Raw genomic sequence first — 12,600 nt, 5'->3', positions numbered from 1 at the left:
ACAAACCGACAGTCGGTTGACGCCAGCGTTTGCGTGTCAGTTCACGTTGTCGCAAAATGCCGGCCTTCTAAGCTTGACGCTGCTGCACGGCCTACACCTACAACGGAAACCGCTGCTGTCATCGTGTTGATGTGCCTTTGGGGGGCAATCGATGAAACGCAAACCGGATTTACTATGGATTTTGGTTATTTTGTTCGGCCTCGGCGTCGTAACCACCGGTTATGCCCAAAGCCTGTGGAATAACAAGACTGACGCGCCGATCGAAATCGCGCAGCAACAGCAACCGTCGGCCTTCAAGCGCTAAACCTGTCTTTTGGACGCCGCTCTTGGCAGTGGCGTCTAGCGTGCGAAGTACCACGCCTTGTCTGTCACCGTTCCCTGCAGCGGTACATCCCAGCTCGCCTGAGCCAATCGTTCGACTTTCTGACATTCATGGGCCAGCCCCAGCAGCGTCGGCTTGCGCCAGGATTTGCGGCGCGCCAGATAGGCCAGGCTTCGATCGTAGAAACCACCGCCCATGCCCAGGCGCCCGCCGACATCGTCAAACCCCACCAACGGCAACAGGATCAGATCCAGCGCCCAGACTTTGCGTTGTCGGGCGAGGTTGTGCCGGGGTTCGAGAATACGAAAGCGGTTGGGTATGAGTTTTTCGCCGGGGCGAATGCGCTGGAAGACCATTTTGGTTCGCGGCCAGGCACTGAGCACCGGCAGATACGTCGCCTTGCCCCGACATTGGGCGGCACGCAGCAATACGCGCGGGTCAATTTCACCGTCGGTCGGCAGGTACAGGGAGATGTGTCTGGCGCGGCGAAACAACGGCTGTTGGGCCAATTGCTTGTACAGCCCGCGAGCAGCCTGGCGCTGTTGACTGGGAGTCAGTGCGCGGCGGGCCTTGCGCAGCATGCGTCGAAGTTGCGGGCGGGGCAGCAGCGCAGGTTCGGTCATGAATTCAGGCTTCGACAGGACGAATACGTAAAGCGTACCCGTAAAAAAGCCGATGCCGGTAATTAAACCGGCATCGGACTGGAATCAGGCTCCCCGGATGAACCGCTGCTGACTTAGCCCTTGAACCCGAAAGTTCAAGGTGGAAGATGCAGTAGGCTTTAAGGCTTTCCGTCTAGCGGACATGCACACCAGCCCAACGTGCAGCCTCCAGGGTAGTGCGAATCGGCTCAGGGACGTGGTCAACTGGCAAGCACCCCAGGGAGTGTTGCGAGTATAACCCAAGCGGTTCGACGAATCAGCCTTTGGTGACGTCCGGATCGGTGGCGAGCACCAGATCGACGCGATCCAGCAAGTCGCGCACTTGTTCGCGAGTCGAGCCGCTGGCCTGTACATCCGGGCGTTCTTCCTTGTGCAGCAGGTCGTGCGTAATGTTCAGCGCGGCCATGACGGCAATGCGGTCGGCGCCGATGACTTTGCCGCTGCTGCGGATTTCACGCATCTTGCCGTCCAGGTAGCGGGCGGCGCTCACCAGGTTGCTGCGTTCTTCCTGGGGGCAAATGATCGAATATTCTTTGTCGAGGATCTGCACGGTAACGCTATTGCTTGAACTCATGAGTCTTGCTCCAGGGCCTTGAGGCGCGAAATCATCGATTCGACCTTACGCCGGGCGATTTCGTTTTTTTCAATGAGGTGCGCGCGTTCCTCGCGCCAGGTCTTTTCCTGAGCTAGTAAGAGTCCATTTTGACTCTTAAGTTGCTCGACTCGATTAATCAGCAGTTCGAGTCTGGCCATCAGCGCTTGCAGGTCGGTGTCTTCCATTGTGTCCACTGATATTGTGCTTGATGGGTGGTAGCTGGCGGACAGCCTTTAATAGTCTTGGCGAGTCTGTCGATGTAGGATACAAGGCCTTCATTCTAGACATAGCGCCGTCTGGCGCCTAGCTGCCCATGACCAATCAGAATTCCCCGTACCAAGCCTTTGCCACCCTGCTGACTTCCAGCGGCCATAACGTTTCGCCTGCCGAACTGCATGGCCTGTTGCTCGGCCGCAGTTGCGCCGGTGCCGGCTTCGAAGCCGAAGAGTGGTTGATCGATGCCGCCGAACTGCTGGAAAGCGAACCGCAGGACAACGTCCGCAACGCCTTGATCGGCTTGCAGGAGATGGTCAAGGGTGAGCTCACCGGCGACGACGTGACCGTCGTTCTGCTGCTGCCGACCGATGACGCACCGCTGGCTGATCGTGCCGTCGCACTGGGCCAATGGTGTCAGGGTTTCCTCAGCGGTTTCGGCTTGAACTGCCGCGACAGCAGCATGCTCAGCACCGAGGCCACCGAAGTGTTGCAGGACCTGGCGGCGATTTCCCAGGTGCAAGACGCCCTGGAAGAGTCCGAAGATGGCGAAAGCGATTACATGGAAGTCATGGAATACCTGCGCGTAGCGCCGCTGCTGCTGTTCTCCGAGACCAAAAAAGACGTGCCGGCCGCTGCCAAACCGTCTTTGCATTAATCGTAAAAGGGAAAACCATCTGCCCATGATTCATATCCCGAAATCGGAATACAGCCGTCGCCGCAAGGCCTTGATGGCGCAGATGGAACCCAACAGCATCGCCATCCTGCCCGCCGCCGCGGTGGCCATCCGCAACCGCGACGTCGAGCACGTCTATCGTCAGGACAGCGATTTCCAGTACCTCAGCGGTTTTCCCGAGCCTCAGGCGGTCTTTGTCTTGATGCCGGGGCGTGCGCATGGCGAATACATCCTGTTCTGCCGTGAGCGCAACGCCGAGCGCGAGTTGTGGGACGGCTTGCGCGCCGGTCAGGAGGGCGCGATCCGCGACTTCGGTGCCGACGATGCCTTCCCCATCACTGACATCGACGACATCCTGCCGGGCCTGATCGAAGGCCGTGACCGGGTGTATTCGGCCATGGGCAGTAACCCCGAATTCGATCGGCACCTGATGGACTGGATCAACGTGATCCGCTCCAAAGCGCACCTCGGTGCCCAGCCGCCGAACGAATTTGTTGCCCTGGATCATCTGCTTCACGACATGCGCCTGTATAAATCGGCGGCAGAAGTGAAGGTGATGCGTGAAGCCGCACGGATTTCTGCCCAGGCGCATATCCGGGCGATGCAGGCCAGCCGCGCCGGGCTCCACGAGTTCAGCCTCGAAGCCGAGCTTGATTACGAGTTCCGCAAGGGCGGGGCGAAGATGCCGGCCTACGGTTCGATCGTCGCGGCGGGGCGCAACAGTTGCATCCTGCATTACCAGCAGAATGACGCCGTGCTCAAGGACGGTGACCTGGTGCTGATCGACGCCGGTTGCGAGATCGACTGCTACGCCAGCGACATCACCCGCACCTGGCCGGTCAACGGCAAGTATTCACCGGAGCAGAAGGCGATCTACGAGTTGGTGCTGGCGTCGCAAGAAGCCGCGTTTGCCGAAATCGCCCCGAACAAGCACTGGAATCAGGCGCACGAAGCCACGGTTAAAGTGATTACTGCCGGCCTGGTGAAGCTTGGCCTGTTGCAGGGTGACGTCGACGAGTTGATCGCCAGCGAAGCCTACAAGGCGTTTTACATGCACCGCGCCGGTCACTGGCTGGGGATGGATGTGCATGACGTCGGCGAATACAAGGTCGGTGGCGAATGGCGTGTGCTGGAAGTCGGCATGGCGCTCACCGTGGAGCCGGGAATCTACATTTCCCCGGACAACCAGAACGTGGCGAAGAAATGGCGCGGTATCGGCGTGCGCATCGAGGACGACGTGGTGGTGACCAAGACCGGTTGTGAAATATTGACCAAAGGCGTACCGAAAACGGTTGCCGAGATCGAGGCCCTGATGGCGCAAGCGCGGACACAAGCAGCATGAGCCGGGTCAATCTGGCAATCATCGGTGGCGGCCTGGTGGGCGCCAGCCTGGCGTTGGCGTTGCAGGCCGGGGCCAAGTCTCGCGGCTGGAAAATCGTCCTGATCGAGCCATTCGCCCCGGGTGATACGTACCAGCCGAGCTACGATGCTCGCTCCTCGGCGCTGTCCTATGGTGCCAAACAGATTTATCAACGGTTGGGCGTCTGGCAGGAAATTTCCCGCCGCGCCGAGCCGATCAAGCAGATTCATGTGTCCGACCGTGGACGTTTTTCCACCGCGCGTTTATCGGCAATGGAAGAGGGCGTTCCGGCACTGGGTTATGTGGTGGAAAACGCCTGGCTGGGCCAATGCCTCTGGCAAGGCCTGGACAAGGACGTGGTCACTTGGCGCTGCCCGGCGGAAGTCACCCGCATGGAACCGCTGACTGACGGTTACCGCCTGACCCTCAATGACGAAACCACCCTGGAGTGCGACTTGGCGGTGCTCGCCGATGGCGGCCGTTCAGGCCTGCGCGAGCAACTGGGGATCGGCATCAAGAAACGCCCGTATAACCAAAGTGCCCTGATCGCCAACATCACCCCGAGCGAAGCGCACAACGGCATGGCGTTCGAGCGATTCACCGACGACGGCCCGATGGCATTGCTGCCGCTGCCGGAGAACCGTTGTGCGTTGGTCTGGACCCGTCTGGGCATGGACGCGCAACGGCTGGCGGCACTGGATGACCGTAGCTTCCTCAGCGAGTTGCAAGGTGTGTTCGGATATCGCCTCGGCACGTTGAAGCAGGTCGGCGCGCGACATCTTTACCCGCTGACACTGATCGAAGCCGAAGAGCAGGTGCGCCCGCATCTGGCGATTCTCGGTAACGCGGCGCACAGCCTGCATCCGATTGCGGGGCAAGGTTTCAACCTGTCGCTGCGTGATGCTCAGGCCTTGGCCGATGCGTTATTGGCGAGCGAGGCATCGCTGGGCGATTTCGCCACATTGCAGGCTTACCGTGAGCGCCAACGCCTGGATCAGAACCTGACGGTAGGTTTTTCCGATCAGGTCACCCGTTTGTTCGGCAGCACTCAGCCGCTGGTTTCGCTGGGCCGCAACCTCGGCTTGCTCGGTCTCGACCTGCTGCCGCCGGCCAAGCGCTGGTTCGCCCGGCAGGCCATGGGCCTGGGTACGCGTCCCGATGCTTAAGTGGTTGACGAACACATTCGGCAAAGCGCGATTGATGCGTTGCTTCATGTCGTTTTACCCGCCGTACATGGGTGCCGGGGTTCGGGTGCGGCACATCAGCGATGACTTTCGCGACATCACGGTGTCCATGGGCCTGAGCTGGTACAACCGCAATTACGTAGGCACCCAGTTTGGCGGCAGCCTGTATTCGATGGTTGATCCGTTCTACATGTTGATGCTGATGGAAAACCTCGGGCGCCATTACATCGTCTGGGATAAGGCGGCGGACATCGATTTCATTTCGCCGGGCAAAGGCCCGGTGTTCGCCAATTTCCGGATCGATGAGACGTTGCTCGACGAGATCCGTCGGCAAACGGCCGGTGGCGAGAAATACCTGCCGCAATTGCAGGTCGATATTCACGACGGCGCCGGCACCTTGGTGGCGCGAGTCGAAAAAACCCTTTACGTGCGGCTCAAGCCGCCAGCGAGACAGGCTTAAAGCATGGACATGCGCGCAGATGTGCTGATTGTCGGGGCCGGAATGGTCGGCAGCGCCCTGGCGCTGGCGTTGCAGGACAGCGGGCTGGAAGTCCTGCTGCTGGACGGCAGCCCCTTGAGCGTCAAACCCTTCGATGACCAGGCACCGTTCGAACCGCGGGTGAGCGCCTTGTCGGCGGCCAGCCAACGAATTCTCGAGCGCTTGGGCGTGTGGGACGGCATCGCCAAGCGGCGCAGCAGTCCTTACACCGATATGCACGTCTGGGATGGCAGCGGCACCGGGCAGGTCCATTTCTCGGCCACCAGCGTGCATGCCGACGTACTGGGGCATATCGTCGAGAACCGCGTGGTTCAGGACGCCTTGCTCGATCGCCTGCACGACTGCGACCTCGGGATGCTGGCCAATGCGCGCCTGGAACAGATGCGCCGCTCGGGCGACGACTGGCTGCTGACCCTGGCCGACGGCCGCACGTTGCGTGCGCCGTTGGTGATCGCGGCCGATGGCGCCAACTCGGCTGTTCGGCGTCTGACCGGCGTGGCGACACGCGAGTGGGACTATATGCACCACGCGATTGTCACCAGTGTACGCAGCTCCAAATCCCATCAGATGACAGCCTGGCAGCGCTTCACCGACAACGGTCCGTTGGCGTTTTTGCCGCTGGAACGCGACGGCCAGCAGGACTGGTGTTCAATCGTCTGGTCGACCACGCCGAGTGAAGCCGAACGCCTGATGGCGCTGGACGACGATGGTTTCTGCAAGGCACTCGAGCGGGCCTTCGAGGGCCAACTCGGTACGGTGCTTGGCGCTGATCCGCGTCTGTGCGTGCCCCTGCGTCAGCGCCATGCCAAGCGTTATGTAGCCGAAGGCCTGGCGCTGATCGGCGACGCGGCGCACACCATTCACCCGCTGGCGGGGCAGGGGGTGAACCTCGGCTTTCTCGATGCCGCCGTGCTGGCGGAAGTGCTGTTGCAAGCGTCCGCTCGTGGTGAACGCTTGGCGGACGTGAAAGTGCTCAGCCGCTATGAACGTCGACGCATGCCCCACAACCTGGCGCTGATGGCGGCGATGGAAGGGTTTGAGCGATTGTTTCAGGCTGACCCGCTGCCGGTGCGCTGGTTGCGCAATGCCGGGTTGAAGATGGTCGACCAGATGCCCGAGGCCAAGGCGTTGTTTGTGCGGGAGGCCCTTGGACTCACCGGGGATTTGCCGGCTCTCGCCAAGGCCTGACATATTCGCAGCGGCTGATGGCCCCTTCGCGAGCAAGCCCGCTCCCACATTAGACCGCGATCAAATGTGGGAGCGGGCTTGCTCGCGAAGGCGGCCTCTCAATCACCGCAACTCTTGGACGATGCAACATCTGGTAACTCCTCCGCGAACGGATCGATTGAGAAGCTAAATGTGAGTCCTTATCATTTGGCCTCAATTTTTCAATCGAGAGATCGCTCCCATGCTACCGAAGCGTCTACTGACTGCACTCGCCCTGACCCTGATTGGCAGTACCGCCGCCCAGGCCGCTGACGAGGTGGTGGTTTACTCATCGCGTATCGACGAGCTGATCAAGCCGGTCTTCGACGCCTACACCGCCAAGACGGGCGTCAAGGTGAAGTTCATCACCGACAAGGAAGCGCCGCTGATGCAGCGGATCAAGGCCGAGGGCGAAAACGCCACCGCCGACCTGCTGTTGACGGTCGATGCCGGTAACCTCTGGCAGGCCGAGCAGATGGGCATCCTGCAACCGTTCACCTCCAAGGTGATCGACGCCAATATCCCGCTGCAATACCGCGCCTCCTCCCATGCCTGGACCGGCCTGAGCCTGCGGGCGCGGACCATCGCTTACTCGACTGATCGAGTGAAGCCGGGCGAGCTGACCACCTACGAAGCGCTGGCCGACAAAAACTGGGAAGGGCGCCTGTGCCTGCGCACGGCGAAGAAGGTCTACAACCAGTCCCTGACGGCCACCATGATCGAAATCCACGGCGCCGAAAAAACCGAGAAGATCCTCAAGGGCTGGGTGAACAACCTGTCCACCGACGTGTTCTCGGATGACGTTGCGGTGTTGGAAGCGATCAACGCGGGTCAATGCGATGTGGGCATCGTCAACACCTACTACTACGGTCGTTTGCACAAGCAGAAGCCGAACCTGCCAGTGAAACTGTTCTGGCCGAACCAGGCCGACCGCGGTGTACACGTCAATCTCTCCGGCGTTGGCCTGACCAGGCACGCCCCGCACCCGGAAGCCGCCAAGGCCCTGGTGGAGTGGATGACCACGCCGGAAGCACAGAAGATCTTCGCTGATGTGAATCAGGAGTTCCCGGCCAACCCGACGGTAGCGCCTTCTGAAGAAGTCGCGGCCTGGGGCAAGTTCGTTGCCGATACCCTGCCCGTGGAAGTGGCCGGCAAGCGCCAGGCTGAAGCGATTCGCATGATGGATCGGGCAGGCTGGAACTGACACCACTGATCGTTCCCACGCTCTGCTGATCGTTCCCATGCTCTGCGTGGGAATGCATCCCCCGACGCTCCGCGTCGAGCGTGACAAGATATGTGCCCACGCAGAGCGTGGGCACAATCATTTAACTTTCTAGAGAACCTCCTTGGCCCACCCCGCCCAACGCCGCTGGTATCCCCTGGTCTTCGCCATCGCTGCGCTGGTCCTGTTGCCTCTCAGTGTTTTACTGCTGTCCTGGCAAACCATCGATCAACAGATCTGGTCCCACCTCTGGGACACCCAGATGCCGCGCCTTTTGGGCAACACCCTGACGTTGATACTCGGTGTCGGTGTCGGCGTCACCCTGCTGGGCGTGAGCCTCGCCTGGCTCACCAGTCTCTGTGAGTTTCCCGGTCGACGCTGGCTCGACTGGGCACTGATGTTGCCGTTTGCGATTCCTGCCTACGTGCTGGCATTTGTCTTCGTCGGCCTGCTGGACTTTGCCGGCCCCGTGCAAACCCTGTTACGCGAATGGTTTGGCACGGGCCTGAGGTTGCCGCGCGTGCGCTCCACCGGCGGTGTCATCCTGGTGCTGGTGCTGGTTTTCTATCCTTACGTTTACCTCTTGGCTCGCACGGCATTCCTTGCTCAGGGCAAAGGCCTGATGGAAGCCGCCCGGGTTCTCGGACAATCCCCGTGGCAGGCGTTCTGGCGAGTGGCCTTGCCGATGGCTCGCCCGGCCATTGGCGCGGGGGTGGCGTTGGCGTTGATGGAAACCCTGGCGGATTTCGGTGCGGTGTCGGTGTTCAATTTCGACACGTTCACCACTGCGATCTATAAGACCTGGTACGGGTTTTTCAGCCTGGGCACTGCTACGCAACTGGCCAGCCTGTTGCTGTTGGTAGTGATGGTCGTGTTATACGGCGAGCGTCGTGCTCGCGGGGCCAACCGGACGAGTAACGAACGACCACGGGTCAAGGCGCTGTACCACTTGCGAGGCTTAAAGGCGCTGGCGGCGATGAGCTGGTGTGGCCTGGTGTTCGCCTGTGCGTTTGTCATTCCAATGCTGCAACTGGTGGCCTGGTTCTGGCAACGCGGGCGCTTTGATCTGGACGAGCGCTACACCGGGCTGATCCTCCATACCTTGTACCTGGGTGGCATGGCCGCATTGATTACGGTCAGTGTTGCCCTGGTGTTGGCGTTCGCGCGACGCTTGGCACCGACCCGAGCCATCCGCTCCGGCGTCAGCCTGGCCAACCTCGGCTACGCCTTGCCGGGTTCTGTGTTGGCGGTGTCGATCATGCTGGCGTTCAGTTACCTGGATCGCGAACTGGTGATCCCGCTGTCGGGCTGGCTCGGTGTTGCGGGCAAGCCGTTGCTGCTGGGCAGTCTGTCGGCGTTACTGCTGGCCTATCTGGTGCGTTTCATCGCAGTGGCTTACGGCCCACTGGAAAGCAGTCTGGCGCGTATACGGCCATCTTTGCCCGAAGCGGCACGTAGCCTTGGCGTCAGTGGGCCACGACTGTTTTTCAAGGTGTATCTGCCATTGCTGTTGCCCGGCACCTTGAGCGCGGGGTTGCTGGTGTTTGTCGATGTGCTCAAGGAAATGCCCGCGACCCTGCTAATGCGCCCGTTTGGCTGGGATACGCTGGCCGTTCGGATCTTTGAAATGACCAGCGAAGGTGAGTGGGCGAGGGCCTCTTTGCCGGCGCTGACTCTGGTCCTGGTCGGGCTGTTACCGGTCATCGGATTGATTCGACGTTCGGCGCATCGAAACAGCTAGGTGTCAGTCCTACACCTTGCGGCTACAATGCGCGGCATTCGGTGCGGTCCGTCTGACAGACCCGGTAGCTGAAATCGGCTGGAAACCTTCTATTTCAAGGTTTTCACCCCGGTGCAGCACCTGTCCGCACCTTCGCCACGCCCGGAAGGAGAAACCCATGGGACAGCGTACGCCTCTGTATGACCTTCATCTCGCCCTCGGCGCGAAGATGGTCGATTTTGGCGGTTGGGATATGCCTCTGCATTACGGCTCGCAGGTCGAGGAACACCATCAGGTGCGCCGCGATTGCGGGGTTTTCGATGTATCCCACATGACCGTGATCGATGTCAGCGGCCCCCAGGCCAAGGCCTGGCTCCAGCATTTGCTGGCCAATGACGTCGAACGCCTGCACAGCCCCGGCCGTGCCTTGTACAGCACCATGCTCAACGAGCGTGGCGGTATCGTCGACGACATGATTGTCTATCGTCTCGACGACGGTTATCGCCTGGTGGTCAACGCTTCCACCCGCAATCAGGACCTCGCCTGGATGCAGGCTCACCTCGATGGTTTCGATGTGCAGCTCAACGAGCGTGCCGAGCTGGCGATGCTGGCCATTCAAGGCCCTCAGGCCCGGCAAAAAGTCTGCGAACTGGTGTCCCAGGCCCGCAGTAACCTGATTCAGCTACTCAAGCCTTTCGAAGGCCAGCCCGAAGGGGACTGGTTCATCGCTCGCACCGGTTACACCGGGGAAGATGGATTGGAAATCGTGTTGCCGGCCAGTCAGGCGCCGGGTTTTTTCAACGATCTGGTCGGTGCGGGCATTTCTCCTATCGGCCTGGGTGCGCGGGATACCTTGCGCGTCGAAGCTGGCATGAACCTGTACGGCCAAGACATCCACCAGGATGTCTCACCGCTGGCCTCCAACATGGCCTGGAGCATTGCCTGGGAACCGGCCTCGCGCCAGTTCATCGGGCGCACGGCCCTGGAAGGCGAACGGGCCGGTGGCGTACAGCACAAACTGGTGGGGCTGGTCCTTGAGGAGCGAGGGGTTTTGCGCGCTCATCAAGTGGTCCGCATCGCCAATGTTGGCGAAGGGGAGATCACCAGTGGTAGTTTCTCTCCTACGCTTAGCAAGTCGATAGCACTGGCGCGCGTGCCGATGGCAACTGCCGACCGCGCCGAAGTGGAAATCCGTGGCAAGTGGTACCCGGTCCGAGTGGTCAAACCGACCTTCGTACGCCATGGCAAAACCTTGATCTAACCTTTTCTGGCGGACTACAGCCGCCGACACTTTTTTGAGGACACAGAACATGAGCGATATTCCTGCCGACCTGCGTTTTGCCGAAAGTCACGAATGGGCCCGCCTGGAAGCCGACGGCACCGTCACCGTGGGCATTAGCGATCACGCGCAGGAAGCGCTGGGTGATGTGGTGTTCGTGGAGCTGACTGAAGTCGGCAAAGCCTTCGCCGCCGGTGATCAATCCGGTGTGGTGGAATCGGTTAAAGCTGCTTCCGACATCTACTCCCCGATTGCCGGTGAAGTGATCGCGATCAACGAAGAACTGAGTGGATCGCCAGAGCTGCTCAACTCAGACCCGTACGGCGCGTGGATCTTCAAGCTCAAGCCAAGCAACGCTGCCGATCTGGAGAAGCTGCTCGACGCCGCCGGCTACAAGGCTGCCATCGGCGAATAACGTTGCTCTTGCAGGAGCATGGCTTGCCTGCGATGGCGTTTTCGAAAACGCCATCGCGGGCAAGCCATGCGCCTACAAGGAACGGTTCAAGGCTTTAGAACAGCTTTGACCGCCGCCACCGAACGCTCGACGTCCGCTTTGCTCATGGCCGTGAACATCGGCAGCGAGACAATCAGGCGTCCGACCCGTTCGGCGACCGGGAACATGCCCTCCTTGAAACCGCGCTCGCGGTAAAGACTCAACAAATGAATCGGCGGGTAGTGATAGCCGATGCCGACCCCCAGCGCCTGCATCTGCTCCATGAAGGTAGCCCGCGCCGGCTTGCCATCCCCGCGCTCCGGCAATACCAGCTGGAACAAGTGCCAGTTACTGTTCTCGAAATCCGCCGGGGGCAATTGAGCCCCGTACACCGACTCGAAATCCTCGCCAAAGCAGGCGAAATAGTGCCTGGCCAGTTCACGGCGATGGGCGGTGATGGCTTCAATGTGAGCAAATTGCCCAAGGCCGATGGCCGCTGCGACGTCGGTCATGTTGAATTTTCCGCCCAGCACATCGACATCCAGGCCATCGAAACCACTGCGGGTGACGCCCTGCAAGCGGTACTTCTGCGCCAGTCGAACTTCCTCATCGTTGTTCAGCACCAGGCAACCGCCCTCTGACGAGGTCACGTTTTTGTTCGCCTGGAAACTGAACGACACCAAATCCCCGGTCGAGCCAATGCGCTGGCCGTTCCAACTGGAGCCCAACGCCTGGGCCGCGTCTTCCAGCACCCGAAGGTTGTACTTTTTCGCCAGTGCGTACAGGTGCGTCATGTCCACCGGCAGGCCGGCGAGATACACCGGAAGGATGGCTTTGGTACGTGGGGTGATGGCGGCTTCGAGCTGAGCCAGGTCGATGTTGCGGGTGATCGGGTCAATGTCGGCAAACACCGGGGTGGCGCCGACTTCCAGAATCACGTTGGCGGTGGCCACCCAGGAAATCGGCGTGGTGATCACTTCATCACCTGGCCCGACACCGGCAATGCGCAAGGCGATTTCCATGGTGCAGGTGCCAGAGTTGAAGGTGAGTACCGGGCGCCCACCGAAATACTCCGAGAGTTGTTGCTCAAAGGCCTGGACCTTCGGGCCGCTGGTAATCCAGCCCGAGCGCAACACGTCGCCGACCGCGGCAATCGTCGCTTCATCGATGGTGGGTTTGGAAAACGGCAGGAACGGCAGTTGGTTCATGAATACAGGCACCTGATCAGC

General features: G+C 60.6%; 14 protein-coding genes and 1 other RNA gene. 10 read left to right on the top strand and 5 right to left on the bottom strand.

Going from position 1 to position 12,600, the window contains the following annotated elements:
* Positions 1 to 151 precede the first annotated feature (151 nt).
* Positions 152 to 304 (top strand): hypothetical protein, encoded by a 153-nt coding sequence (locus C7534_RS10280; protein WP_007942433.1) that lies wholly within the window; start codon positions 152 to 154, stop codon positions 302 to 304.
* 35 nt (positions 305 to 339) lie between these two features.
* Here C7534_RS10280 and C7534_RS10275 read toward each other — a convergent pair whose 3' ends face one another.
* The 4 genes from C7534_RS10275 to C7534_RS10260 form a co-directional block, all read right to left on the bottom strand.
* Complete coding sequence (locus C7534_RS10275) at positions 340 to 945, bottom strand: 5-formyltetrahydrofolate cyclo-ligase (protein WP_109785687.1); 606 nt, start codon at positions 943 to 945, stop codon at positions 340 to 342.
* An 86-nt stretch (positions 946 to 1,031) separates the two neighbouring features.
* Positions 1,032 to 1,210: non-coding RNA, 6S RNA (gene ssrS / locus C7534_RS10270), on the bottom strand.
* 30 nt (positions 1,211 to 1,240) lie between these two features.
* Positions 1,241 to 1,558, bottom strand: coding sequence for a cell division protein ZapA (locus C7534_RS10265; RefSeq protein ID WP_007942435.1), 318 nt, complete (start codon positions 1,556 to 1,558; stop codon positions 1,241 to 1,243).
* The gene (locus tag C7534_RS10260; protein WP_003213954.1) at positions 1,555 to 1,764 is read right to left on the bottom strand and encodes a TIGR02449 family protein; all 210 of its coding nucleotides are present in this window, start codon (positions 1,762 to 1,764) and stop codon (positions 1,555 to 1,557) included. Before C7534_RS10260 ends, C7534_RS10265 begins: the two co-directional genes overlap by 4 nt.
* A gap of 128 nt (positions 1,765 to 1,892) precedes the next feature.
* Between C7534_RS10260 and C7534_RS10255 the strand changes: the two genes are divergently transcribed.
* From C7534_RS10255 to gcvH, 9 genes are all read left to right on the top strand, one after another.
* A complete protein-coding gene (locus tag C7534_RS10255; RefSeq protein WP_109785686.1) occupies positions 1,893 to 2,450 on the top strand; it encodes a YecA/YgfB family protein in 558 nt (185 codons plus the stop codon).
* Between the two features lie 25 nt (positions 2,451 to 2,475).
* Complete coding sequence (gene pepP / locus C7534_RS10250; protein ID WP_109785685.1) at positions 2,476 to 3,810, top strand: Xaa-Pro aminopeptidase; 1,335 nt, start codon at positions 2,476 to 2,478, stop codon at positions 3,808 to 3,810.
* Complete coding sequence (ubiH, locus tag C7534_RS10245) at positions 3,807 to 4,994, top strand: 2-octaprenyl-6-methoxyphenyl hydroxylase (protein WP_077431067.1); 1,188 nt, start codon at positions 3,807 to 3,809, stop codon at positions 4,992 to 4,994. Before pepP ends, ubiH begins: the two co-directional genes overlap by 4 nt.
* Positions 4,987 to 5,472: a DUF4442 domain-containing protein gene (locus C7534_RS10240; RefSeq protein WP_077431068.1), complete on the top strand. Its 486-nt coding sequence runs from the start codon at positions 4,987 to 4,989 to the stop codon at positions 5,470 to 5,472. Before ubiH ends, C7534_RS10240 begins: the two co-directional genes overlap by 8 nt.
* Before the next feature lie 9 nt (positions 5,473 to 5,481).
* Positions 5,482 to 6,699 (top strand): 2-octaprenyl-3-methyl-6-methoxy-1,4-benzoquinol hydroxylase, encoded by a 1,218-nt coding sequence (locus C7534_RS10235; protein ID WP_177412232.1) that lies wholly within the window; start codon positions 5,482 to 5,484, stop codon positions 6,697 to 6,699.
* 220 nt (positions 6,700 to 6,919) lie between these two features.
* Positions 6,920 to 7,921, top strand: coding sequence for an extracellular solute-binding protein (locus tag C7534_RS10230; RefSeq protein WP_109785683.1), 1,002 nt, complete (start codon positions 6,920 to 6,922; stop codon positions 7,919 to 7,921).
* Positions 7,922 to 8,063: 142 nt separating this feature from the next.
* Positions 8,064 to 9,680 (top strand): ABC transporter permease, encoded by a 1,617-nt coding sequence (locus C7534_RS10225; protein WP_109785682.1) that lies wholly within the window; start codon positions 8,064 to 8,066, stop codon positions 9,678 to 9,680.
* 157 nt (positions 9,681 to 9,837) lie between these two features.
* On the top strand, positions 9,838 to 10,920 hold the full coding sequence (gene gcvT / locus C7534_RS10220) for a glycine cleavage system aminomethyltransferase GcvT (protein ID WP_109785681.1): 1,083 nt from the start codon (positions 9,838 to 9,840) through the stop codon (positions 10,918 to 10,920).
* A gap of 49 nt (positions 10,921 to 10,969) precedes the next feature.
* A complete protein-coding gene (gcvH, locus tag C7534_RS10215) occupies positions 10,970 to 11,353 on the top strand; it encodes a glycine cleavage system protein GcvH (RefSeq protein WP_109785680.1) in 384 nt (127 codons plus the stop codon).
* An 86-nt stretch (positions 11,354 to 11,439) separates the two neighbouring features.
* Here gcvH and C7534_RS10210 read toward each other — a convergent pair whose 3' ends face one another.
* Positions 11,440 to 12,579 carry a DegT/DnrJ/EryC1/StrS family aminotransferase gene (locus C7534_RS10210; protein ID WP_109785767.1) on the bottom strand — a complete coding sequence of 380 codons (1,140 nt, stop codon included), beginning with the start codon at positions 12,577 to 12,579 and terminating at the stop codon, positions 11,440 to 11,442.
* Positions 12,580 to 12,600: the final 21 nt, after the last annotated feature.

It is taken from the genome of Pseudomonas sp. OV226 (genome assembly GCF_003148705.1).
In the GTDB taxonomy this organism is placed as follows: Bacteria; Pseudomonadota; Gammaproteobacteria; order Pseudomonadales; family Pseudomonadaceae; genus Aquipseudomonas.
Note: the sequence above shows the minus strand (reverse complement) of the source record. Positions and strands in the feature narration are given on the sequence as shown.